Source organism: Bartonella fuyuanensis (genome assembly GCF_014197255.1).
Classification (GTDB): Bacteria; Pseudomonadota; Alphaproteobacteria; order Rhizobiales; family Rhizobiaceae; genus Bartonella; species Bartonella fuyuanensis.
Genome location: NZ_JACIFE010000002.1, coordinates 130,030 through 155,619, shown reverse-complemented (window position 1 = coordinate 155,619; position 25,590 = coordinate 130,030). Strand labels below are relative to the sequence as shown.

The window sequence follows — 25,590 nt, the reverse complement described above, 5'->3', positions numbered from 1 at the left end:
TACATGGAGTATGGCAACCTCCTACCTACCTTAGATCAGCCCTAAATAAAGAAATAGATTGAAAATGATCATTTATTCTGTTTTTTTTCTAATAAGCGCGCGCGAAATTTTGTTGCATAGCCCTCTTTTATAACCTGTCTTGCACGCCCAAAAGCCATGCTGTTTATAGGAATATTTTTAGTAATAACACTTCCTGAAGCAACATAAGAACCGTCTCCTATCACTAATGGAGAAACAAGTGCCGTATTAGATCCAACAAAAGCATTATCACCAATCATAGTTTTATATTTGTTAAATCCATCATAATTGCAAGTAATCGTACCGGCTCCAATATTACTATGTGCACCAATTTCAGCATCACCAATATAACTTAAATGATTAATTTTAGAGGCTTTTCCTACCTTGGCTTGTTTGACTTCACAAAAATTTCCAACTTTTACGGAATTCGCCAACTCTGTTCCAGGACGTAAACGTGCATAAGGACCAACTTGTGCATCTATACCAACCACAGCACCCTCCAGATAACTAAATGCATGAATAACAGCACCAGATTGTACTTTCACACCTAATCCAAAATAAACATTTGGTTCTATCACTACACCTGGTTCAATTTCTGTATCATAAGAAAAATATACACTTTCTGGTTTTAAGAGTGTAACACCTGATAACATTAAATCGTATGCTTTACGTTTTTGCCACAAAGAATCAGCTTCAGAAAGCTCAAAACAGTTATTAATTCCTACAATATCTTCAAAAGGAACTTCAACGATGCGTACATCTAATCCTCCACGTATTGCAAGAGAAGCAATATCTGTTAAGTAATATTCTTTTTTCATATTGTTATTATCAACCTTCTCTAAAAGAGAAAGCGCATGTTTCCCACGCATAGCGAATATTCCACCATTACAAAAAGAAATCTTTTTTTCTTCATCACTAGCATCTTTTTCTTCTACAATTGCGATCAATTTACCTTCTTTCTTGAGAAGACGTCCATAACCTGTTGGATTTGGGGAATGAAAGCCAACAAAAACAACATCCGCTCCATCAGCAAGTTGCGCACGCACCTCTAGCAATGAATTTTGCTGAATAAGAGGAGTATCACCAAAAACAATGAGAACATCATCTACGTCCTTCTGCAAAGCTAAACGAGCAGATAAAACAGCATGAGCCGTCCCTAAACGCTCTTTTTGTTCAAAAATCATTACATCTTTTACAAATGACTGAACAACGTGTGCAACTTCTTTAGCCCCACATCCCACAACGACTGCTAATTGTAAAGAACCTGCCAATTCTATTTGTCTTAGAACGTGGCATATAAGAGGCAATCCAGCAATTTTATGAAGCACCTTAGGCAGAGACGATTTCATACGCGTCCCCTCACCTGCAGCAAGAACAATAGAAAGACAACTTCTAACCATAAAAACACATAAGACTAACGAGAAAATCCTAAAAAAATCATAATATCGTGCCAGCGAATACTTTCAATATAACTCAACGAAGGATAATATTCTAAAAGCCAAAATGAAAAATCCTGCATAGAGCCTGTTAAAAACAAAATTCCTGTAAAAATAAGAAAAATACCAATAATTTTTTCAACTTTTCCTAAATGAATACGAAAAGCTCCTAAAAACCGCATAAAACTGCTCGAAAACAGAGCTGCCAACACAAAAGGAACCGTAAGACCTAATGCATAAATCGTTAATAGAACAACTCCCTCACCCACAGTTTCTTTTGTTCCAGCCAACGTTATAATAGGCCCTAAAATGGGACCAATACACGGTGTCCAACCAAAGGCAAAAGCTAAACCAATAACATATGCCCCTAAAAGACCAGTAGGTATTTTATGGATCTGAAAACGCGCTTCACAAAATAAAAAAGTAATCCTGAAAAACCCTAAAAAATTTAAACCAATAATAATAATAATAATTCCAGCAGCAAATGTAAACCAATCACGATAATAACTGATGAATTTACCAATTGTACTTGCACTAGCACCTAAAGCCACAAAAATAGTGGTAAACCCAAGAGAAAAAGCAATAACAGAAGATAATAAAGCCCATCTTATAAAGACTTTCTTCTCACGATTTTCTAAACGAAAATCATCAATCCCAATACCTGCCATATAGCACAAATAAGAAGGAACTAATGGTAAAACACACGGCGAAAAAAAAGAGAGTACCCCAGCGAAAAATACCCCAACTATTGAAATTTCAAACAAAATTTAACCCTATCTTTCATCATGGTTTAGCCTTATAAACAAACTATCAATCCATGTCTTCATCAATTCGTTGCATATTTTGTTCATTTGCCACCACACTTATATCTTCATCATGCCCAGAAACAACCGAAAAAACTTTTTGATAAATTTTATCTTTATTTTTAGCAATCGCAATATACTCTCCTTCCGCTAATACGAGTAAAACATAAGCACCAACAGTTTCATGAACAATATCACCAGAATCATTAGCAAGAGACCAGCTTGTATCTGCAAGTGCTTCTCCACCTTCTTGTCGTACCAATTTTAAGACAATTTGAGCTGCCTGATGTTCAAGAGTAACTTCTGTCATTTTATCAGCCTCTACTTGAATCTCTGAACGAACAGTCGCATTAATAGAACCGTAATGGGAAGCAACATGATAGCGTCCAGCTTTTAAACGCACAACTGACTGGGGTTTAACATTTGATAAAATCACTCCCGTATCATCATTTTCCTTTTCATCCTCATAAATAGTGAAATGTAATTCTTTTTCATTAATCACACCATTGAGCAATGTTGCATTTAAGATAACACCACCAGCCTCAAGATCAAAGTCTTCCACAAGACTCTGCCCATTCTCAAGACGAATATGACGCACAGCACTCATATGACCAAATGAGACATGAATAAGATAACTTCCTGGATTTAGATCAAAACGGGCTCTTCCCCCCTTATAGGTTGCTACTAATGGTAATTTATTATCAATTCCTAGAACAGGTGCATAAACCCGCCAAACAAGCCCTTTATCAATCTCCTGATGACTATTTGTTAATCGAGCTTTCAAAATGAGTTGTGTTTGAAATGCTAAATTTTCTTTTTCTTGCTCTTGAGATTTTACAATAAAACTCCTTGATTGTCTCTGCTGCTGACTTTGCCTTTCTCCTTCTTTCGAAAAAGTACAGTGATTCCACACCACTAAAATAATCACCCCGTATAACCACACACATCGGTACATTATTTTTATAAGAATATCCATTTTTACATTGTTGACTAATATAATATTTTTTTCAAGAAACAATATTACTAATGCTATCATTCTAAATTGAAAAACTTACACCACAACCACACGATGAAACAGCATTGGGATTATAGATTTGAAAAGACTGCCCCATAAGATCATCAACAAAATCAATCTCAGCTCCCTCCATGAAAGGAAGTGATAGTGAATCAATAAATACAATTGCCCCATCTTTTTTGAGAACAAGGTCATCTTTATGCATTTCAGAAACCAAGTCATATTTATAAGAAAAACCAGAACACCCCCCCCCTACAACAGAAATACGTAATGCTATTTTATCGGGTTCACACAAAAGTATCTGTGCAATTCTCTCGGCAGCAACATCTGAAATTTTCACATTCATTTTATATATCCTTGCATTAAAACATCAAGAAAGAGTATCCCACACTTAAAGAGAAGTTTATTCGTTATAAACCACTCGCAATTTTAAGATGATAATGGATAGCTTACAATGGATATAGGCAAGATCAACTTCAATTACCAATATCGAGCAGTCTACAGTGCGAATCCGCAAACAAGCCGTGGTAGATTATTCCATGAAACGATGAACAGCACGCGTTCACCTTTTCAACGAGATAGAGATCGTATTATCCATTCTAATGCATTTCGACGTCTTAAACATAAAACACAAGTGTTTATTGCTGATGAAAGCGATCATTATCGTACTCGTCTAACCCATTCCATAGAAGTTTCTCAAATTGCACGAACATTAGCCCGTGCCTTGTGTCTTGATGAAGACCTTGCTGAGGCCATTGCCCTTGTTCATGATTTTGGACACACGCCCTTTGGCCATGCAGGCGAAGATGCGCTTAATGAAGCTATGAAACCTTATGGCGGCTTTGACCATAATGCACAAGCATTACGCATTGTCACAAAACTAGAACAGCGTTACGCAATTTTTGATGGCCTTAACCTTACATGGGAAACACTCGAAGGACTTGTAAAGCATAATGGTCCCCTTTTAGGACCTCATGCAAAAAATAAGGAGGTTCCAATCGATATTTTACAATACAATGCAAAGCAAGATCTTGCGCTCGATTGTTTTGCAGGACTAGAAGCTCAATGTGCGGCTATTGCAGATGATATAGCATACAATGCGCATGATATTGATGATGGTTTACGGTCGCAATTTCTAACACTCGGTCAATTTGAAGATGTTTCACTAACAGCTGCAATATTAAAGGATATAACAGATGAGCATCCCCACCTCGACCAAGCACGACGTGGTTACACACTTATACGAAGACAAATAACAAGCATGGTTGAAGATGTTATCAAACAATCACAAAAAAACTTAGCATACATCAAGCCAACAAGCATAAACGATATTTACCACGCAAAACAAACCATTGTCACCTTTTCACCGATAATGACCGTTTACGAAAAAGAATTAAAAAACTTTTTATTTAAAAATCTTTATTACCATGAACAAGTTCTCTGTCGTCGCAATGCAGCAAAATGCATTGTACAAAAATTATTCAATTGTTATTATGAAAATCCAAATACAATGCCTGAAAATTGGTACAGTCAAACAGTGCACTTAAAAAATCAAGAGTTAGCCCGTCTAATTGCTGACTTTCTTTCAGGCATGACTGATCACTACGCTCTACGTGAATATCACCGTTTATTTGATTGTACAGATAATTTCGTTTAATAGTTTTTAGCATTATCATGGAAGTTAAATATGAATATCTTTAAACACTTCGAAAAAAAAATTAAGAGATCAATTGAATTATCTGATATAAAAAGAAAAAATGGTGACGAGTTAGATTTATCAAAAATCACCGTTGATCCCCCCCGTGATTCCTCTCATGGTCATTTATCAACCAATGCTGCTATGGTGCTTGCAAAATCTATTGAACTCAATCCACGTGCACTTGCAGATCAAATCATAAAACTCCTTAAAAAGGACTCCTCCATTGAAAATATTGAAGTTGCTGGTCCTGGTTTTATCAATATCAAGCTTACAAAATTATTTTGGCAAGATGCTCTAAAATCTATGCTTGAATTAGGCACTTCTTATGGTCGTATCTCAATAGGACAAGGAAAACGTGTCAATGTTGAATATGTTTCAGCAAATCCGACAGGACCAATGCATGTAGGGCACTGCCGCGGAGCCGTTGTTGGAGACGTTCTCTCTAATTTGCTACAATTTACTGGCTATAACATTACGAAAGAATATTACATCAACGATGCTGGTCAGCAAATCGACATCCTTGCTCGCTCCGTGCTCTTGCGCTATCGTGAAGCTCTTGGACAAAAAATTAATGAAATTCCAGAAGGACTCTATCCTGGAGAATACTTAGTCCCATTGGGTCAAGCGCTTGTTCAAGAGTTTGGTGATCAACTACTTACCATGGATAAAGATGAATCCTTATCTCTTGTGAAAGAACGTGCAATTCATGCAATGATGTCCATGATTCGCGAGGATTTAGCTGCTCTTAATATTTATCATGATATTTTTTTCTCTGAGCGAATGCTTTATGCAGATAATGCACGCGCTATTCATAACACAATTAACGACCTTACTTTAAATGGTTATATCTATAAAGGAAAACTCCCTCCTCCCAAGGGACAAAATATAGAAGACTGGGAACCAAATGAACAGACTTTGTTCCGATCAACAAATGTTGGTGATGACCAAGACCGTGTTTTAATCAAATCTGACGGTTCTTACACTTATTTTGCTGCTGATGTTGCTTATTTTCGAGATAAATTAAATCGTCATTTTGATGAAATGATTTATATACTAGGAGCAGACCATACAGGCTATGTAAAACGACTAGAGGCAATGGCAAAAGCAATTTCTGGTAATAAAGCCAAATTAAGTGTTTTCTTATGTCAATTGGTAAAACTCTTCCGCAACGGCCAACCTGTACGCATGTCAAAAAGAGCAGGATCATTTGTCACTCTACGAGATGTTGTCGAGGAAGTTGGCCGTGATCCAGTACGCTTTATGATGCTATACCGTAAGTGTGAAGCGCCTCTTGATTTTGATTTTGCAAAAGTGACAGAACAATCAAAAGATAACCCCATCTTTTATGTACAATATGCAAGTGCACGTTGTCACTCAGTCTTTCGTCAAGCACAAGAAGCGCTTTATATGGAAAGCTTTTCAAATGATACATTAACCGCCTATCTTCATCGACTAACAGATGACAACGAAATATTGTTAATACGTAAACTTTCTGAATACCCACGTATCATTGAGCAGGCTGTAGTTCATAAGGAACCACACCGATTAGCATTTTATCTTTATGATCTTGCCTCCAACTTTCATACTCATTGGAATAAAGGGAATGAAAATCTCAATTTACGCTTTATTCAACCTAATGATAAAGAATTATCCTTTGCAAGATTGGGATTGATACAAGCTATTATCAATATTTTATCATCGGGGCTTACCATCATAGGAGTTGAAGCACCAATAGAAATGCGTTGAAAAAGTTCTATAAATACATACAATAAATACTATGGATAAACTTTTTCATGTATCCTTGCATGAGAGGGGGAAAATTTGTAATTTTAAAATAAATCAAAATTAACCGTTGATTGCGCATAAGTGCAAATCATCATGTGAGAGAAGCTATGAGCGATAACGATCGCAAAAATCTGTACGAAACAAAACAAGATCATGAACACCATGATACTTTAGAAAGAATTACACGCATTTTTAATCCGAACAAACAAATCGGAAACAAAAATGAGCGATTTTCTTTACCGACGAATCAATCAACATCCCACCGAGAAGCATTACCTCATGATGATGATTTTGATTTATCCTTTTTAGAAGAGCAACTGACAGACAATTTAACGCATAACTTATCATTTGATGATCAGAAAAAGCAATGGAATTTACACGCAATCAGCAACGCATCAGATTCAGATATTGCACAAACTGCTTCTTTCAAGCATCTAAAACAAAATAGTTTGTCTGAAGAGAAATATTCTTCACCTGCTAACCATGATGAGGAACAAATTTTAGACGCGCTTTCTCCATTACCAATTCAAAAGAATCAATCACCTCACCAGAAAACACCATCAACCAGTGTTAACCCTTTTTTTGAAAAAAATAACCTTATTTCAAAATCAGAATCAGAAAATTTCTTTTTTGATAAATCTGAAAAACGTGAAAATAAGCGGGATACAGCAGAATCCATGGAACAAGCCTATCTTTCACAAGCAACCTCACAACAATCAGAAACTCAGAATCCACAAAAAAATTATGATGACAATCAAAACTGCTTTGAAACTCCCCTAAACAATCCCTATAAAATTTCAGCGGATCAAGAAAATTGGCTTGAAACTGATATCTCCTCTTCTACAGAGGAAAATAAGTTTTTTTCATCTTCTAACTTTGCATCAGAAAAACAAAAGACTACCAAAAATAAAACAACAGGTGATTTCTCTTCACCTTTATATTCTACACAAGTTGGTAAACAGTCTTACTTAAAAGAGGAAACAAAAGAAAATTATACAAGCAATTATCCTTATTTTTTTGAAGCTCCCCTTTCACAACAAGAAATTTATAGCAAAAAAGTTCCAATAGATAATGATGCTCAAGCCCAAGCCATCAAGAACGCTGAAAATATCTCTACCTCAGACAGCGAAACCTCCTATAACGAAAATAATTTAAATGAGTTTCTTTCCTCGTCAGACTCCCTTAATATGAAGCAAACAGCTAGTTTTTTTGCCCACAATTATATGCACAGAAATACTCTCCCTCCCAGTGTTGATACTTATAAATTTTCAGAGGAAATTGTAGAAAAGACTGGCCCTATTATGGTTCCAGAAGTTCCATATGAAGCCCCAGAATATGATTTACCAACTAGTGGTGGTTTAGAAGAAGAATTTGCTGATGTACTCAATGTAGGAAATATCCCAACAGATAATTTTCCTCAAAAACAACAAAAAAATGAGGTCTTTAATGAAGTTTTTCATCAAACTATGCAAAATTCAAAAGAAGGTGTTTCTATAAACTCTAAAGAGCAAAATGCTGACTATTTTTCTGTTGCCAATATGGAGTATAATTCTTCCTCTTTTACCGAAAATTTACCAGATACAAGCTCAGATGAGATTCCTATGCATTCATCAGCTTCCTCTCCTTTAAAAAATTTTATTTTTAGTAAAATTTTTATCAAAGGTATTTTTCTTCTTATTTTAATAGCAATTGGATTTTCTGGTTATTCTCACTTTTTTATGACATCACACAAAAATGAAGAAACGATTATTATTCACGCGGATAATGCGCCTTTTAAACTCAAACCAGAAACGACTGAAACGAAAAATGATGTTGAACATAATTTAGATATCTATAAACAAACAACTGAACAAAATGAGAAACAGGAGAATGCACAACAATTTCTTATTGATAACTCTGAACAACCTGAAAATTTAGAGAAATTAAATCCAGAAGAATCTTTAAACTTTTCATCACCTTTTTCAAATGAATTTGATGTTGAAGATGCAATCACAGAAGCCAACAGTCATACTGTTCCCACGAAAGAAGTTCAAACTGTTATTGTAAATCAAGATGGTACAGTATCCCTATCTCCCGTGCATCAAATAAAGAGCAAAAATACCGCTCAATCTGAAGAAGCTATTAATCAAACTTCTGATGAACTTCAAAATTCGTCTCTTGTTTCGTCGTATGATTCCGATATAAATGACCAAGAAATAGAACATGATCTCAAAAATAGTATCGATAAAATAATAGCTGAAAATACTTTTAACTTAAATACTGAAGGAAAATTTATCCCAATTCCTTCTCAAGCAGAAAAAAATGCACACGTTGAAGCATCTGCCGCGTCTCACCTCACATCATCAAACAGAGTCACACCACAAAATTCAGAAAATTATTATGTACAACTTGCATCTCAACCAACGTATGAGCTAGCTAAAGATTCTTTAAAAAATATGAAATCTAAATTTGGCTTCCTTATCGATGCCCGTCCTTTAAATATTCAACCGGCTTTTATACCAGGAAAAGGTACCTATTACCGAGTTCGTATTCAAACACACAATCGGAATGAAGCTGTATCTCTCTGTGAAAACATTAAAAATTCCGGTGGAAATTGCTTCATCACACGCTAAATAAATAACGCAACGGTTATTAACCCAGTTGCATTATTTATTCCACAGTCCATTAATTACTTACTGAAAACTTCAGAAATAAAAATCGTTTTAATCTTTTCCTCCTACTGGATTTGCGCTAACTGTATTATTTAAGCTACACCGTTTTTATCTTAGCTAAAAAATTATGTTTATGAATAAATCACTGCGTACCCTTATAGGTATAAGGTACAGAAGGTAATGAATTTAAATCTTTTTGAGGCGTTGTTACGGTCTGACTTGTTTCTGGAGTATTATAATGCGAAATATTTTTAGGAGATTTTGCAAAAAAAGATCCCAAAAAACCAAAAATAAACCAGATAATAACGAGCGCAAGAAGGATAGCAAAAATACCCTTAGCGATTGAAACGCGCTGTTCACGATCTTTTTTTTCTGCAGCCATACGTTCTTCATATGTGTGATAATTTTTATCAATCATGATAGATTCCTTTTCTCAATTCCCTTACCGTTAAATTTCTAGAAAATATGCATATACAAAATTATTCAAATACTTACTTTGAGAAAACGATAAATACAGATAAAGGTTCCATATCACTGCAGAAAGTTGATAAAAGAACTAAGAATAGAAACCAAAATATCTACCATAATCTTTGAATTCTATAATAAAACATTGACACAAAGGTTTTGCTAATAATAGAGTTACGATTAAAATAGCTTATTATTTTTATTGAAAAATAAAACATATTCAAAAGGTTTTTCTTATGAAATCTCCTCTATCATCCCTTCCATTTAAGACAGAAAAACACTTATCACCTCTGCCAAAAGAAAAACGTGAAGAAATTCTAAAAAATCCCGGTTTTGGTCAATTTTTTACAGATCACATGTGTACTATTCAATGGTCTAAAGACAAAGGTTGGCATAATGCCATTATCTCTCAATATAAAGCTTTAGCAATTAACCCTGCAAGTACCGTTTTGCATTACGGCCAAGAAATTTTTGAAGGTCTAAAAGCATATCGTGCAAGAGATGGGCGTATTTTGCTTTTCCGTCCTGATGCCAATGCACAACGTTTTATAGAATCAGCACAAAGATTAGCTATGCCAGAATTACCAAAAGAGATTTTTCTAGATGCTGTTCATCAATTAGTAAAAATTGATCAAAAATGGGTCTCTGATCATCCCGATAGTAGCCTTTATATACGACCATTTATGTTTGGCAATGAAAACTTTTTGGGAGTACGTCCTTCTCAAGAATATCTTTTTTGTATCATAGCCTCTCCAGTTGAATCTTATTTCAAAGGAGAAGAAAAATCTGTCAGTGTTTGGATTGAAACAGATTATAGTAGAGCCGGTCCTGGCGGGACAGGTGCTGCCAAATGTGGTGGAAACTATGCAGCAAGCTTACTTGCACAAAAAAGTGCAACTGAAAACAATTGTAGCCAAGTGCTCTTTCTTGACATGATTGAACATAAATGGATTGAAGAACTTGGTGGTATGAATATCTGCTTTATTATGAACGATAATACACTCGTAACTCCTCCACTTAATGGAACTATCCTTCCAGGAATAACACGTCATTCACTTTTAGAATTAGCGAGACAAATGGGTTTAGAGATAAAAGAGCGTCCTTATTCTTTTAAATCTCTTCAGGAAGACGCAAAGAGTGGACATCTTACAGAAGTTTTTGCTTGTGGTACAGCTGCCGTTGTCACATCAATCGGCCGTTTTAGATATAAAGGAGGAGAATTTATCATCGGAAATGAGACAGTTGGAGAAATTACAAAGCAACTTCGTCTGCAATTGGTTGGTCTTCAAAAAGGAAACATAGAAGATAAAAATGGCTGGGTACATTCTGTACAACTCTCATAATAATAAGCTGATATTCCCATATCTATAAACGCTTCCATGCATATATATTTATCCTCATGGAAGCGCAGATTCTCGCTGAAGATTTTTTTATTTTTTAGTGGAGACAAAAAAAGAAAACATTAATCAAATTTTGAATGATCTCTATGCTGTGCTTTAATATTACGAACTGTGCTTGTATGGGAACGCATTACGAGAGTTTCCGTTTGAATGTAGCGAGACATGAATTTAACGCCAGAAAGCATATTACCATCTGTCACCCCTGTTGCTGAAAATAAAACATCACCCTTTGCCATTTCTTCCATTGTATAAACCTTATTGGGATCACTAATTCCCATTTTAGCTGCACGAGAAATTTTTTCTTCTGTATCAAGCAGTAAACGACCTTGCATCTGTCCCCCAATACAGCGCAAAGCAGCAGACGCTAAAACACCCTCTGGGGCTCCACCAATACCCATATAGATATCAATACCTGTTTCTTCTGGATTAGTTGTATCAATAACCGCAGCAACATCTCCATCACCGATCAAGCGAATCGATGCCCCTGTCGCTCGTACTTCATCAATCAATTTTTCATGACGAGGTCTCTCCATAATACAAACAGTAATCTGATTAACAGCCACTCCTTTAGCTTTTGCAAGTGCATAGATATTATCAGCAGGACAAGCATCTATATCCACCACTCCCTTTGGATAACCAGGACCAATAGCAATTTTTTTCATATAAACATCAGGAGCATAAAGAAGATTCCCCTTTGCAGCAATTGCAATAACTGCCAAAGAATTAGCAAGATTTTTAGCACAAAGTGTTGTTCCTTCCAATGGATCAAGTGCAATATCAATTTCCACTCCATTTTGAAGACCTACTTTTTCTCCAATATAGAGCATAGGCGCTTTATCCCGCTCACCTTCCCCAATCACCACAGTTCCTTCGATAGGCAATCGATTAAGTTCCCTTCGCATTGCATCGACCGCAGCTTGATCTGCAGCCTTTTCGTCTCCACGTCCACGCCAGCGTGCAGCAGCAACAGCAGCACATTCGGTAACACGTACCAATTCAAGTGTCAAAATACGATCAAATCCATTTATAATCTTCTGAGTTGTGGGCATATGAAAAAATCCTACAGAATGAATATTAGAAAAAACATTAATACTTATCAAGCACTAAAAATAAAGCGTTTGGCAAAGGTAAAAACCTTCCACAAGAGACAAAAGCACTCAATCTTGCCTTTTGATTATGATAAAAAAATTATCGATTCTTTGCCATACGTTCAATACGAATGAATTGAGATTTTGCAATAAGATGTCCATCTTTTTCAATTTCAGCAAGTGCCTGTCGCACATTTACTTCTGTTGTTTCATGCGTGATTAAAATAATCGTTTTTTCAATTTGATTTTCTACAAAAGATCTCTGAACAATCGATTCTAATGAAATGTGATTATCAGCCATATGCCTTGCAACCGCAGCAAAAACACCAGCACGATCATGAACATTTAAACGAATAAAATACCCTCCTGCATGATGCGAAATACGTGCTTTTTTATGAGGAGAAAGTTCTAATGCTGGGCGTTTAAAAACAGGTGAATAGTAAAAACCAAAACGCGCTTTTGCTATATCCGTCAAATCACCAATAACGGCGGATGCTGTTGCCATTCCTCCAGCACCAGGACCAGAAAATAGTAATTCACCTAATAAATCACTTTGAATAGAAAGGGCATTGGTTACACCATTTATCTGAGCAATCATTGAAGATGTTGGTACCATTGTTGGATGAACACGTTGCTCTATTCCAGAATCTGTTTTTAATGCAACCGCTAAAAGCTTGATCCGATATCCTAATTCATCAGCCGCTCGGATATCAATTTGCGAAATATTATGAATTCCTTCAACATAAACATCATCCAACGAAACAGCTGTCCCAAATGCCAAACTCGTCAATAAAGCTAATTTATGAGCAGTATCATCGCCCTCAATATCAAAAGTTGGATCTGCTTCAGCGTAACCAAGTCTCTGTGCTTCTGCTAAACAATCTTTAAATGAAAGCCCTTTCGTAAACATGCGTGTTAATATATAATTACAGGTTCCATTAAGAATACCATAAATCCGTGATATGTGATTACCCGAGAACGATTCTCTCATCGCTTTAACAATAGGAATTCCCCCTGCAACGGCTGCTTCAAAATGCAGAAAAACACCTTTTTTTTCTGCAATTATAGCCAACTCTACTCCATGTCGAGCAAGAAGAGCTTTATTGGCAGTTACAACATGATGGCCCGTTTCAAGCGCCTTCTTAACAGCATTATATACAACATCCAATTCACCACCAATTAACTCTACAAAAACATCAATTTCATCAGAGGCAGCCATCTCCATAAGTGAATCAAACCATCTTATCTCACTGAGATCAATTCCACGATTACGGCCTTTATCTCGCGCACTAACAGCAACGACTTTGATTAATTGTCCACATTGACAAGCTAAACTATTCGCTTTTTCACGTAGAATTTGAACAACTGAAGTACCAACCGTACCAAGTCCCGCAATGCCAACTTTTAAAGATTCTGCCATTATCTAACCACTGATGCCTATCTTCATTGAAAACCTACTCTCTTCACGCAATTTTCTCTAATCGCATTATCCCTACTTGTTTAATAAAAATTCCTAAAAATACAAATATCTACTTTCTTCAAAGATTTTAGAACCTTTATTAAAGCATCTAATTCAGCATAAAAATCTGCAAAACTGATAAATACAAGTTTCCATAAAAAATTGCTTTGTTTTTAAAAACCAAAAATCTTTTCATAAAAACTAGACTCTATCAACAAAGCACAAAAAAAGTTATAAAATAATCAATAAATAAGATTGAAAAATTGGTAAGAAAACACAAAAATATCTCTTCTATTTAATAAAAAACATTCTCTCATATGATAAATTAAAAGAATAGACAATAAATTAGATCAGTAAATAATACCCCATCCCCTTCTACCATTCCATAGTTTGAAAAATAGTCCTTCAATATCAAATTTTTAACGTTCTTATATATCGAAATAGAACCTTACATTAAAATAAAAAAAAGCTTAATGTGTATATACCGTAATTCCAAGATATTATAAACATAGCCAATAACTTTACAAAATTCGAATATTTTACTTCAATTTATTGCCATTCCCCTCTCTTTGCAAAATTAACGAATTGAAATGATAAGAACCTAAATCAGCCCTTTACCCACGCCGATTCATTTTCAAATAAAGACCTCACTCAATACGTGCGAGAACAAATGAAGAGTTTTTAATTTCAAATTTCTTGCACTCATGTAAAAAGCAAGATGAAAAACAACTTTTAATATAGTTTGAAAAATTTGCTTTAACATTTTGTAAAACTAAAAAGAATCTATGACCTACTCTTCAAAAGAAAATTTTCTACGATTCATGCTATTTATTAACTTAGTAACAAATAAGAAACCTTCTGTATAAAAGCTCTTTCCAGAAAATTAAATAATATCCTTATATGCAAGTGTAACGATAACAACTAAAAAATATATAAAAAATAAGCGCATTTTTAATGCCATTTTGGTTATTTTTGCCTATTCCTCAAACTGAAAACAAACGAAAATATCATTCATTGAAATGATCCTCACATCAAAATTTTCTATCAATCGTGATAACTCTATACTTTTGTCCCAAAAATTTTAGAAAATAAAATAGTTCAAACAAGCACCGTTCAAAAGTTATTCAATAAAACACATTTTTTTTTAAAAAAATGACACAAAGGGCTTGCGAAGTACAAAGATCCTCTCTATAAGCCTCATGATCGATTTGCGCCCATCGTCTAGCGGTTAGGACATCGCCCTTTCACGGCGGAAACAGGGGTTCGATTCCCCTTGGGCGTACCATAGCCTTTTTACTGTGCACAATCTATTGGTTTTTATGTATCTTTTTCACCGTGAGGGATGCATAAATATTAAGAGAATAGGATTTTAATATGCCTCTTAATTATTGCGAATCAATAGTTCTTTTCGGAGTGTTTTTTTGCCCTACCTGCTGCTCAAAAAGCCTCAACTTCTAAAAAATCAAAATCCTTAAAGACTCTCGAACCGTATCACAATCAGCAACACCACAAGTTGGTTATTCCAAAATGGAAGCGTTGCTTGGCGTCTTAAATCATCTACAAAGTCAAATCGAGCAGAAAGATAACACCATTGCCGAATTGACGCCAAAAGCTGGAGCTTTAGAAGATTTAAAGCGCTCTGATAGTCTGTTTGGTCTCATCGAAGTTGCAAAAATGTTAGAGGTGCGACTAAAAGATTTAACGAATTACTTGCGTAAACATGACTGGGTATATCGACGGGCTCCAAGTGGTCCATTGTTACCTTATCAGGACAAAATTAAGAAAGGATTCATGGATTGTCCCGCTATTACCATTCAAAGACCAGATGGTACAGAAAAGGTACTCCATTCAACGAAAATTACATCCAAAGGATCGGCATGTTTGAGAGAGAAAATTCACGAAGGTGTCCAATAAAGATAGACACCTATTTCTTATGCGATTTGTGGATAGCATTGTTTCAGTTTGTAAATTGTGAATATGTAGATGATAAAAATTGTAGTGCTCTGGTTGACATCATGAATGTAGTAGAAAAAGTTTTGATTTTAAAACTTCAAGATGAAATACTGAATATTACAAAGATTCCTGCAATTCTTACAGGTTTTGGAACTTCAGAACTACCGCACAGCATGAAACCGTCATTGCAAACTTATGCCCTATTTAGAAAGCCCCATTAAAAGGTTGCTTAATTAAAAAAATAGAACTCCCCTCCCTGTTCTCAAAATGGGGAGATGGTTAAACCCTACATTCAAATTTATTGATTTTGGCAAATTCGTCTGCTTTTTCAATTTGTAATATACTAACGTCATAAGCAACTTGCATGTTAAGCCAAAATTCAGCAGTAGTATCAAAAAAACAGGCTAATCTTAGTGCTGTATCGGGAGTCACTGGACCGTTCTCAGCAACAATACGTTCTATTCTCGTGCGTGGAACATTTAATGCTTTTGCAAGAGCATAAGCAGACAGAGCATATTCTTTTAAATATTCCTCTCGTAAAATTTCTCCGGGATGAATCGCTATATAATTTTTCAACTCGACCTCCTACAGATCAATGATAATCTACGATTTCAACTTCATAGGCGCCATTAGTACGCCATTCAAAACAAAGACGAAACTGGTCATTAATACAAATAGAATATTGACCTTTACGCTCTCCTTTCAATGCCTCTAGACAATTTCCCGGAGTACTGCGCAAATCTTTAAGATCAACTGCTTTATCGAGCATAAACAATTTTCTTTGTGCTATGCGTACTAGAGTGGTAAAAAAGCCTCTGGGCGGATTGCCTTCTAAAAGATCTTTACACCGCTTATCCGCAAAAGATTCAATCACCAAATCACCTTTATTCGTTCTTTTATGTATCATAACACGATACCAATCTAAAGAAAAGGATAAATGTTAAATAACAGGAACACTCATGCATCCGAGAGAAACGATAAGGGAAAGCTTTGTTGCGTTGATTAAAGCAGCAAAGACGGCTGCTGGTGACAATATTTTCAATATGCATGACTTCAATTTATTTATTGAAACAACGCCGACCATTAATATCTCAATACAAAGTGAAACGATTGAAGATGGGGATGATTATGGAGTAAGGCGACGTGTTTTAACGCTAAATGTTGAATGTTATGCAACATATGCAGATAGCACACGCTTTGTTGACCAATTAGCGTGAGAAGTTGAAGAGGTTTTCTATGCCAATGCCAATCCCAATACAAAATCGGCTTCCTTAGAAAATCCTCCTCTCTTTATCTCTTGAGAGGTAATGAACACTCCACACAGCTCACCCAATCAAGCAAAGATACCTAAAAACTTCATGTGTTGATTGAAACTTTGAAATGAATAAGGTTCCTCCCCCTTTCTTTGTTAATGCTTCAAACCGTACGCGATACAAAATCGTCCCCCTTAAAACTTCCTTCTCTTATCCCTCTTATCGTGGAAATTTAACCACTTCACGCCCGTTATCAGAAACAGAAAGCCGTTTTAAAGCTTTATGCAAATGTTGACTAAATTCTTCTGCCTCCAAAGCTTTATCATCCCCTAAATCTTCACAACTATTAGCTTTCAAAGCTAAATTCCCCACATTGCTTAAAACCAAGCAGCTAACCTTTGGCTTGATGAGAGGCTTTGATTTTGAATCATCTTCCTTTGGTGCAGCTTTGGCATAAACATCAGCCAAGTGATCAAGCGCAAGCTTTGCCGCTAGCTGTTTTTCTGCTTTAACAGCCTTCACATATTCTTTACGCAAACGCCCATTCAAGCGCACCGCCTGCTGGTCATAAAAACCCACATCACAAAGGCATGGTGCCAAACAAAGCAACCGATTGTTCAAATCATAAACCCGTAAATCTTGATGCAAATTATCCGAATCAAAGCGTACAATCACCTTTTGCCCCGCATGCTCATTCAACGCCCGCGCCCAATAACGATTGCCATAAAAATGGATCTCGCCCGTACCCTTTTGCGCACGCAATGCCTCAGAGGTTAAAAGCCATAAAGCCCGTTGTGCCGCCGTTGCTTGCCGAATAATCGTCCCCTCGGCTTGCAAGCTCTCAGTAAAGGTCTCATCAAAACTGCGCCCCGCACAATTAACCGCCTTACGCCCCGCTTGCGCATTATGCGCCACAATTTGCGCACCAACATGAGCTTTAAACGCTTCAAATCCTATCGCGCGCTTGCCATAATCTTCAGGCTTGGCATCCGGTTTATTGCCCGTATAAGCCCCCGCACAAAAGGGATGTTTCGAAATCGCTTCTGCCAGATCACGCCATGCCCGCTCAATCGGTTTAGACTGTCCGCTATAAGGGGTGGTCCATTGCAATTGCACACCCAAACTCGTCAAAAGCCCTTGCGGATCATCCGGCTTAATCTTAAAATGAAAGCGATTTTGCACACCTCCAGAAATCCACTTGCTGGTAAAGGCACGCCCATTATCCAAGGTCATCCGCTCCGGTATTCCATAAGCTTCCACCATATCCCCAATCACCAAACGCACGATTTCCCAAGTCTCAGCATCCGACAAGCGCCACGATAAAATCTTGCCCGAATAAAGATCTTGAATGGCAATCAGATAAAGCCGCACAGGCTTTTCTGTCCAAGGAACATTCACAAAAACATCCAGCTTATGTCCATCCATATTCACTGCTTGCAGTGCATGCAGGCTTGAGCGATCACGCCATTGTGCCGGATAAAGCTTTTTTGCCTTTTCTTCTCCCTCACGCGCTAAAACCACAACCGCTTTGGAAACTTCCGCCTTAAAACGACGCCGCAAAGCCCGCTCAGAAGGAATGGGCTCAAAACCACGCTCCTGCGCCACCGAAACCATCCGCCGATAACACGCCGAAAAAGCAGGTTTAGAGGAGCGCAAATAATCCGAACAAAAAACCTCCCACGCCCCCTCATGACACGGCGCAAATTGCGAAACATTCTCCTCACCATAACAAGGTGCAAGCGCTGCCAACTAATCAGGGCGCTCATACCCCCTCCACCATCTGCCGCCAATTAAAAAGCGACATCCGGCTCACACCAAATTGCACAGCACTCAAACTTGCCGCATCATGCACCCCCATACCGGCATGGAGCAAATCTTCCCAAAAGCAAAGTGCCTTCAAACGCTCTTCACATCGCCTTTTATGTGCCTTGGAAAGCCCTTCATAACGCTCCCAAACACTTGTCTTTTGATCACGTTGCTCAGCTTTTTTCTCACCTTGACTTTGTTGCGCAACACACACCCCACCACAGCGCACTATCAATACCGTCCGTGCCCCCTCCGGTAATAAGGAAATGTGAACCTCCACAACAGGACGAGAAACCCCTTTAACTTTACATGTCAAACCACTTTGATGACGCCATGTGGTCGCCAAAATCTTACGCAATCCACCCTTACTCTTAGGCAACCCTGGCAAAGCCGCCTCAGCCAATTCAGCAATAGTAAACCATTCCTTCATGACTGCCCCCGTTTAATTTGCACCGGCGTTGCACGCATGACTTTCAAGCGCACCGCAATCTCCCGCTGTTCCTGCTGGAGCCGCGCAATTTCTGCTAACCGCGCCTCATCTCCTTGCAACAGCAACAATCCATCTTCACTCACCACCTCATCCCAGAGCCAAAATGCCTCTGTCGCCCGCACAAAGGCTTTAAACCGCGGCAGAGAAATATCCACCTGCTTACTTTCTGCAACATAAGCATCCAAACTCGCCTTACTTAAACACCCAATCCCTAAATAATGCGACATGCGCTCTGCAATCTCACTGCGCTCATACCGGCATTCTCTCAAAGCCCGCGCCATAGCGCGCTTTATACGAGAACGAAACCGCTCTAAATCAATCTGCGCAACGGGTTCACGACAGGGAAAAACCGGCTTTTGGAAAAAATCAAGCTGCCCGCAACCATGCCTCTTCATGACAGCACCTCCCCTCGTTCTCTTGCAAGATAATCACAAAACCGCGCCTTTGTCTGCGCATCTGCTCTCTGCCACACCTCTAATAACTGCGCAAAAATCCGTTCCTGTTCATTAATTTGCGGCGGCGTATTAACCCCATTGACCAAATCAACAGCCCGCCGTAAAACCCCCTCAACCTGTTGGAGCGCAATCGCCACCCGCCGTTGCGCAACCGGCTCCATCTTGGCTAATTTTAACAACTGCGCTTGATTATCCGCCAATGCTGTCCCCCGCAAAACAGAGCGCAACTCCGTCTGTAAATGTTGGGCAATACAGTTAAGACGTTTTACAACATCTTGAGAAAAACCAATGCGGTCCGCCACATGTTTAGCAAAAGATAAAGTTCTCCTCTTGCCATCTTCTCCCTCCATTTGAGCAATAGGGTCAACTTGGCCCAATTGCTTTAAATGTGCATCACCACCGATCAAAGGTGCAACTTGCACCTTTGCCACTTTGTCTCCTTCACACCCGATTTTATTGTCATTTGAAGAGGCATTATCACTGATTTGAGCAATAGGATAAACTTTACCCAATTGCTCTTTTTTGACTTTATGTTGATTACTACCGTCCCCACCAACCTTAATTTCCCCATACTTCTTTTCCCACAATTCGCGGTAAGTCTGGACAAAAAGTGCACGATCAATCACTGACAATTCATTGCGAAACAGGTTTTCAGCCACTTCTAAAAGCGCGGCATTGTCCTTATCAGCCTGCACCACAACCGCATCAATGTCACTATAGCCCAAAAGCTCAGCAGCACGAAGCCGATGCGCACCAGCAATAAGCGTATAATTGCCTTCCTTAGCATTGGGAGTATGGCGCACCGTAATCGGATTCATCAATCCCTCCCGCACTATTGATTGTGCAAGTGCCTTGGCATGCTCATCATCTACAGGGCGTATACGCTCCGGCACCACAATCACATCAAGAGCAAGCTTTTGAAACTGTGCCATCACGCTGCCGCCTTTCTGATCTCTTTAAAGAATAAATCCATCGCACGCCCCGCCCATCTTCGATAAGCTTTCGCAAAAACGGGTTCTTCCAAACGCCGGTTAATCACTTGCAAAGCAAGAAAGATAGCAGTCTGCTTCCGTACTTGCATGGCAACAATACGCCGCCGCGGCACCTCAAATTGATAATGCAAAATATGAATAGCAATCTGCCGTGCTAATATCGCATCAAATAAGCCATGCGGGGGGTCAATAATATACCGTATCGGTATATGTCGAAAGCCTCCACTCACTGCTTTTAAAGAACAGGAAAGCATCATTTGTAATCGCTCAGCTTCTGAATAAGGATTAAAAATTTCTCTTTTTGCCTCTGGCATCCATAAATTATAAGCTGCAACCATAACCATCCCCCATTAGTAAAATCCGCTTACCACCTATGGAAAACAAAACTACCCAAACGGCTGTTCTATGATGCAACTCTATGCAATTTATCTTGCCTATTTCGTACTGATCTTTAGACATTGATAAACCTTTTTATCTTATGGTATTTAAATTCATGGCAAATGCGCAAAAACGCAAAGCCGTGTAACGGAATTCAAGCAGCATTACCGCGCAATGCGGACTGTGTTGCCGAATCTGTATTGGCATGTTTTGCTGCTTTAAAAATGCGACGGCGACTTTTGGGGTAGCGGTCGTAAAAAACTTGCTCGACGGGCAAACCGATAAAATCGGCAATAGCACGTTCGGCTTTCTCGTTAGACCGTGTCCAGATATGTTGAACACTGGATGACGATAGTTGATAAGCTTTCGCGAGCTCCGCCAAGGTCATGTTACGGCGGCGTAGCTCAGCTAAAATACTATGGCGATCCCATTTTTGTGTGGTTGTCATAAGTTTCGCTCCTGCTTTAAACGGATGCTCAAACCATCCGTTTTTTGTGGGGTTAATGGTAGAATATCTGCCCTCAATAGCGGGCGGTAATAATAGGTATATACCAAATAAATTGTTTTGCAAACAATTTATTTGGTGTTGAGGTAATTTTTTTGGCACGTCCGGAAGTAGAACCTAAAACACCACTGGCAAAGCGGTTGCGTGAAATAAGACGAATATTCGGAAACGAAGAACGGAGTATTTTTGCGCAACGCCTTAATTTACAACGTAATACCCTTGCCAATTATGAAATTGGGGCACATGAGCCACCATCATCAGTAATTAATGCTTATTATACAGCCTATAACATTAATCCTCATTGGCTTGTTACGGGTGAAGGCGAAATGTTTAGCGACATGGCAAAAGCGAAAGCAGCAGGTTTTAAACCACAAACTATCCCTACTGGACTCATGAAAAAACTCGGTCGCATAGCTTATACAACCTATCGCGATGCAAAAATAAAACTCCCCCCTGAAGATATAGCGGAACTCGCGGCGGAACTTTATAAAAAACTGCAAGAGCTTGTTCAAAACATCAACGATATGGAAGAAGTCGAAGCGACTTTTCCTCTTCTTAAGATTCATTTAAAGCGTCAAATCGAAGCTAAAAGAGTACATCTAGAAGCTACACAAGATACGGCGTAATGTTCCTTTAAAATGAAAAATACAGGCGCGTTTCTCCTTACATGAAGAAATTGTAATAACACTTTGTTTTTAAAGAATTATATTTGCAAAAAATAGAAACGCGCCATATGGCGCATATCTTTTTTGCTTTTTTGGTCATTTTTGGCTGATTTTGCAATGCGTTTCACATTTTATTGGATTTTTTTCAAAGGGTCTTCAAAGGCGGTTTTCTGGGCTTTCACAGACTTTTCAAAGCCTTCTTTCATTTTTACCATAAAAACGCTCTTTTTTCTGATTTTCACTCTTTTTAGCTCTTTTTTACAATTTTAGGTGTCAAAATCTATTTTGACAAAACGCGCTTTTAATGCTAAATTTTATACATAAAAACAACAAATTACCACGTATTCCTACCTAATCCTAGCTTTTCCCATTTAATGCAAAACCTACTGTCAAAATACACTAGTGTTAAAATCTACAAAACTTGATGACAAGCTATAGCAAGAATCTACACTTAAATAAACGCAGATGGGGAAATTCTATTCCCCAATTTTATTTAGCATCTCATATTTTAAAAAAGTTTATGCAACAATAAATTATTCATGCTATAAAATAAATGGTGGGTGATGAGGGAATCGAACCCTCGACCCGCTGATTAAGAGTCAGCTGCTCTACCGGCTGAGCTAATCACCCATAAATTTCTCAGAGGATGAGAATGAGCGCCTCTATAACGTTCCTAAGATTGAATGTCTAGATATTTTATAATTTTTTATATAGCCTCATTGTCTGTAAGGTTAAAAATGTGATATGCGCTACTTGATCTTACATAAAAATGAACCCATTATAAGGGGCTTTATAAATAAATATTCTGATTGTTAGACGGAATCTATAGTTGGAGGATTATCGAGCATAATGCCCGAGCAAAATTTAGAGGAACCTTCTTGTGGTTATAGACGAGATGGGGCATCATTTTGTTTTATCAATAATCACATGCATTTAAGCAATATTTTGTTGTTGTTTTTCTTTGATGTAAGTTTTTTACATTCAACATCCATGATCCAATATACGAATAAAAGCTCATGATTTTTTGTCAAATGCACACTTTTAAGCTTTTTAAAGGTAGAAAATGATGGAATGGATCACTGATCCGCATGCGTGGTTTGGTTTGGTCACGTTGGTTTTTCTCGAAATTGTTTTAGGAATAGATAATCTTATCTTTATTGTAATCTTAGCTGAAAAATTACCGCTGCATTTGCGCAACCGTGCACGCTTTATAGGCCTTACTTTAGCATTAATTATGCGGCTTTTCCTCCTTACAGTTATTGGGTGGATTATGAAGCTCGACACAGTAATTCTTTCACTTTCATCTTTTGTATTTAGTTGGCATAGCTTTATTTTAATCGGTGGCGGAGCTTTTTTGCTGGCAAAGGGAACACTAGAATTACATGAAAGGTTAGAAGGAGTATCACATGAAAGAAAAACTGGCGTTTCTTATGCTGTTTTTTGGCAAGTAATTGTTCAAGTCGTTGTGCTGGATGCCATTTTTTCACTAGATAGTATTATTACCGCAACAGGTATGATTGCAAAAGAGCAGGCAGTAGTTATGTATATCGCAGTCATTGCTGCTATGGGAGTAATGATGTGTGGATCGGGTGCACTTATGCATTTTATTAATCGTCATCCCACTATTGTAATCCTTTGTCTTGGATTTTTGATGATGATTGGTTTTACTCTTATTGTTGAAGGATTTGGTTTTCATATTCCAAAAGGATATTTGTATACGGCTATTGGCTTTTCTGTTCTCATCGAAGTTTTTAATCAAATCGGACGTCGAAACCGTGAAAAAATGATTACAACTAATGATCTACGGAGTAAAACCGCTGATGCTGTTTTGAGACTCTTAGGAGGAGGAATCAAAGATAGTAATCTTGCTGAGACTGTAGATGTTATTGCTGAACAGGCCGCAGCTTCTGAATTGTTTAGACCAGAAGAAAAGGAGATGATTCGTGGCGTTCTCGATTTAGCTGATCGTCCTGTCCGCTCTATTATGTCACCCCGTAATGAGATTGAGTGGTTAGATTTAAATGCTGATGAAAATGAAATGCGTGAAGAATTACAAAAAGTTAAACACAGCCGCTTAATTCTTGCGCGTGAAAAAGTGGATGAATTTGTTGGCGTTGCATTGACAAAAGATCTTCTTTTGAATTTGGCTGAAGGAAAAAAAATTAATTGGAAAAAAGCTATGCGAGAACCCCTCGTTGTTCATGAAAACACAAGTGTTTTACGATTAATGGAGCAATTGCGTCATTCTTCAATTCAACTTGCAATTATTGTTGATGAACACGGATCTTTTGAAGGGATTGCAACACCAACCGATATTCTTGAAGCTATTGCAGGTGACTTTCCTGATGACGATGAAGAACTCATGATCGCAGAACAACTTGAAAATGGAAATCTTCTTGTAGAGGGATATGCTGATATCCGCCGTTTAAGCGGTTATCTTGGGCGTAATCTTGTTGATGAAGCAGATCGTTATACGACTCTAGCAGGCTTTATGCTTTGGCAATTTGGCCATTTACCCAATGAAGGAGAAAGTTTTGAAATTGAAGGTTTACGCTTTAAAGTTATCGAAATGGAACGCCGCAATATATCTAAAATCCTTATTTCTCCACTTGTATTACCAGAAAAAAGCCAACTCTCTTGATAAATAAGGGTGAATAAAAAATCTTTCTTATCATTAGAAAATGAAAAAATAGAAAAGTGAAATTAATCACGTTGGCATGTTTTTATATTTTTTCAAGCGTGAAATAATAGATAGATAAAAGTTAAATTATCAACCTACTTTCAGCACAAAAAAGTTTTCATTGATGATTTGGAAAGAATATTAAAAGAGAAAATAACGATATGTATACAACATAGTAACCCATATTCTTTCTTATTTTCTTTGTATAATTGAATTACGCTGCATTTCTTTATCACAGGTTCAAGGATTTTCGTATAAACAATGTGAATTTCTTTAGAAGAAAGAAGCTATGGGATTCCTCTTTTCCTTCATAAAACAAAAGTGACCACTTTTCACTGATGAGAGCATTATAAAAATAAATAAAGTGTTTTTAAAAATCATTTTAATTCCCCGTCATTAAAGCTTTTCCTAAATAAAATGACAACTCTCTAATGCTATTTGAACAAAAATCAAAACTATCCCTATTATGAAGAACATAATAAGATCCTGATTCCAAAGAACAAATTTAAAAAAGTAAGAAAAAATCCTCAAAACTTTCTGAAATAATTTTAAAATCCTCCTAGAATGCGAAGTATTTTTATTCGCCATTTATTT

19 protein-coding genes, 2 tRNA genes and 4 pseudogenes are annotated in these 25,590 nt (G+C 37.4%); 10 read left to right on the top strand and 15 right to left on the bottom strand.

From position 1 onward, the window contains the following. Positions 1-68: 68 nt before the first annotated feature. From glmU to GGR08_RS02050, 4 genes are read right to left on the bottom strand one after another with little or no spacing between them, the layout of a single operon-like run. Entirely contained in the window at positions 69-1,418 is a 1,350-nt protein-coding gene (gene glmU, locus GGR08_RS02065) for a bifunctional UDP-N-acetylglucosamine diphosphorylase/glucosamine-1-phosphate N-acetyltransferase GlmU (RefSeq protein WP_183193748.1), read from the bottom strand. Between the two features lie 14 nt (positions 1,419-1,432). Then, positions 1,433-2,221, bottom strand: coding sequence for a cytochrome c biogenesis protein CcdA (locus GGR08_RS02060; protein ID WP_183193783.1), 789 nt, complete (start codon positions 2,219-2,221; stop codon positions 1,433-1,435). Between the two features lie 43 nt (positions 2,222-2,264). Next, the gene (locus tag GGR08_RS02055) at positions 2,265-3,293 is read right to left on the bottom strand and encodes a carboxypeptidase regulatory-like domain-containing protein (protein WP_183193747.1); all 1,029 of its coding nucleotides are present in this window, start codon (positions 3,291-3,293) and stop codon (positions 2,265-2,267) included. A gap of 1 nt (position 3,294) precedes the next feature. Further along, entirely contained in the window at positions 3,295-3,618 is a 324-nt protein-coding gene (locus tag GGR08_RS02050; protein WP_183193746.1) for a HesB/IscA family protein, read from the bottom strand. Positions 3,619-3,726: 108 nt separating this feature from the next. Between GGR08_RS02050 and GGR08_RS02045 the strand changes: the two genes are divergently transcribed. The 3 genes from GGR08_RS02045 (at position 3,727) to GGR08_RS02035 (ending at position 9,368) form a co-directional block, all read left to right on the top strand. Continuing rightward, entirely contained in the window at positions 3,727-4,929 is a 1,203-nt protein-coding gene (locus tag GGR08_RS02045; protein WP_183193745.1) for a deoxyguanosinetriphosphate triphosphohydrolase, read from the top strand. A 30-nt stretch (positions 4,930-4,959) separates the two neighbouring features. Further along, entirely contained in the window at positions 4,960-6,717 is a 1,758-nt protein-coding gene (argS, locus tag GGR08_RS02040; RefSeq protein ID WP_183193744.1) for an arginine--tRNA ligase, read from the top strand. Positions 6,718-6,863: 146 nt separating this feature from the next. Continuing rightward, a complete protein-coding gene (locus GGR08_RS02035) occupies positions 6,864-9,368 on the top strand; it encodes an SPOR domain-containing protein (protein ID WP_183193743.1) in 2,505 nt (834 codons plus the stop codon). 181 nt (positions 9,369-9,549) lie between these two features. On the opposite strand, the gene GGR08_RS02030 is transcribed toward GGR08_RS02035, so the two are convergent. Continuing rightward, positions 9,550-9,825 (bottom strand): hypothetical protein, encoded by a 276-nt coding sequence (locus tag GGR08_RS02030; protein ID WP_183193742.1) that lies wholly within the window; start codon positions 9,823-9,825, stop codon positions 9,550-9,552. 283 nt (positions 9,826-10,108) lie between these two features. On the opposite strand from GGR08_RS02030, the gene GGR08_RS02025 reads away from it, so the two are divergent. Continuing rightward, positions 10,109-11,215 (top strand): branched-chain amino acid aminotransferase, encoded by a 1,107-nt coding sequence (locus GGR08_RS02025; RefSeq protein ID WP_183193741.1) that lies wholly within the window; start codon positions 10,109-10,111, stop codon positions 11,213-11,215. A 119-nt stretch (positions 11,216-11,334) separates the two neighbouring features. On the opposite strand, the gene glpX is transcribed toward GGR08_RS02025, so the two are convergent. Together glpX and GGR08_RS02015 are read right to left on the bottom strand one after the other, a co-directional pair. Continuing rightward, positions 11,335-12,321 carry a class II fructose-bisphosphatase gene (gene glpX, locus GGR08_RS02020; RefSeq protein WP_183193740.1) on the bottom strand — a complete coding sequence of 329 codons (987 nt, stop codon included), beginning with the start codon at positions 12,319-12,321 and terminating at the stop codon, positions 11,335-11,337. 139 nt (positions 12,322-12,460) lie between these two features. Further along, positions 12,461-13,780, bottom strand: coding sequence for a homoserine dehydrogenase (locus GGR08_RS02015; protein WP_183193739.1), 1,320 nt, complete (start codon positions 13,778-13,780; stop codon positions 12,461-12,463). A 1,249-nt stretch (positions 13,781-15,029) separates the two neighbouring features. Here GGR08_RS02015 and GGR08_RS02010 point away from each other — a divergent pair. From GGR08_RS02010 to GGR08_RS08640, 3 genes and pseudogenes are all read left to right on the top strand, one after another. After that, positions 15,030-15,104: transfer RNA gene (locus GGR08_RS02010), tRNA-Glu, on the top strand. Between the two features lie 206 nt (positions 15,105-15,310). Then, a pseudogene (locus tag GGR08_RS02005) lies at positions 15,311-15,733 on the top strand (phage antirepressor KilAC domain-containing protein); the annotation flags it as partial. Next, positions 15,730-16,009 (top strand): annotated as a pseudogene (locus tag GGR08_RS08640) (hypothetical protein). The pseudogenes GGR08_RS02005 and GGR08_RS08640, both read left to right, overlap by 4 nt. A gap of 42 nt (positions 16,010-16,051) precedes the next feature. Here GGR08_RS08640 and GGR08_RS02000 read toward each other — a convergent pair. Both GGR08_RS02000 and GGR08_RS01995 read right to left on the bottom strand, forming a co-directional pair. After that, positions 16,052-16,348, bottom strand: a complete 297-nt coding sequence (locus GGR08_RS02000; protein WP_183193738.1) for a HigA family addiction module antitoxin — start codon at positions 16,346-16,348, stop codon at positions 16,052-16,054. Between the two features lie 16 nt (positions 16,349-16,364). Continuing rightward, a complete protein-coding gene (locus GGR08_RS01995; RefSeq protein ID WP_183193737.1) occupies positions 16,365-16,679 on the bottom strand; it encodes a type II toxin-antitoxin system RelE/ParE family toxin in 315 nt (104 codons plus the stop codon). A 52-nt stretch (positions 16,680-16,731) separates the two neighbouring features. On the opposite strand from GGR08_RS01995, the pseudogene GGR08_RS01990 reads away from it, so the two are divergent. Beyond that, a pseudogene (locus GGR08_RS01990) lies at positions 16,732-16,986 on the top strand (hypothetical protein); the annotation flags it as partial. A gap of 258 nt (positions 16,987-17,244) precedes the next feature. Here GGR08_RS01990 and GGR08_RS01985 read toward each other — a convergent pair. The 5 genes and pseudogenes from GGR08_RS01985 to GGR08_RS01965 all read right to left on the bottom strand — a co-directional run bounded on the left by GGR08_RS01985 (position 17,245) and on the right by GGR08_RS01965 (position 21,594). Continuing rightward, positions 17,245-19,261 (bottom strand): annotated as a pseudogene (locus GGR08_RS01985) (transposase domain-containing protein). Then, positions 19,258-19,716 (bottom strand): hypothetical protein, encoded by a 459-nt coding sequence (locus GGR08_RS01980; protein WP_183193736.1) that lies wholly within the window; start codon positions 19,714-19,716, stop codon positions 19,258-19,260. The pseudogene GGR08_RS01985 and the gene GGR08_RS01980 overlap by 4 nt, the downstream one beginning before the upstream one ends. Continuing rightward, positions 19,713-20,708: a ParB/RepB/Spo0J family partition protein gene (locus GGR08_RS01975; protein WP_183193735.1), complete on the bottom strand. Its 996-nt coding sequence runs from the start codon at positions 20,706-20,708 to the stop codon at positions 19,713-19,715. The genes GGR08_RS01980 and GGR08_RS01975 overlap by 4 nt, the downstream gene beginning before the upstream one ends. Then, on the bottom strand, positions 20,708-21,106 hold the full coding sequence (locus tag GGR08_RS01970) for a hypothetical protein (RefSeq protein WP_183193734.1): 399 nt from the start codon (positions 21,104-21,106) through the stop codon (positions 20,708-20,710). The genes GGR08_RS01975 and GGR08_RS01970 overlap by 1 nt, the downstream gene beginning before the upstream one ends. 194 nt (positions 21,107-21,300) lie before the next feature. After that, positions 21,301-21,594 carry a helix-turn-helix domain-containing protein gene (locus tag GGR08_RS01965; protein WP_183193733.1) on the bottom strand — a complete coding sequence of 98 codons (294 nt, stop codon included), beginning with the start codon at positions 21,592-21,594 and terminating at the stop codon, positions 21,301-21,303. Positions 21,595-21,746: 152 nt separating this feature from the next. Between GGR08_RS01965 and GGR08_RS01960 the strand changes: the two genes are divergently transcribed. Then, positions 21,747-22,277, top strand: a complete 531-nt coding sequence (locus tag GGR08_RS01960) for a helix-turn-helix domain-containing protein (RefSeq protein ID WP_183193732.1) — start codon at positions 21,747-21,749, stop codon at positions 22,275-22,277. 593 nt (positions 22,278-22,870) lie between these two features. On the opposite strand, the gene GGR08_RS01955 is transcribed toward GGR08_RS01960, so the two are convergent. After that, positions 22,871-22,946 (bottom strand) — tRNA-Lys (locus tag GGR08_RS01955). A gap of 433 nt (positions 22,947-23,379) precedes the next feature. On the opposite strand from GGR08_RS01955, the gene GGR08_RS01950 reads away from it, so the two are divergent. Next, a complete protein-coding gene (locus tag GGR08_RS01950; protein ID WP_183193731.1) occupies positions 23,380-24,957 on the top strand; it encodes a TerC family protein in 1,578 nt (525 codons plus the stop codon). The last annotated feature ends 633 nt before the right edge of the window (positions 24,958-25,590 follow it).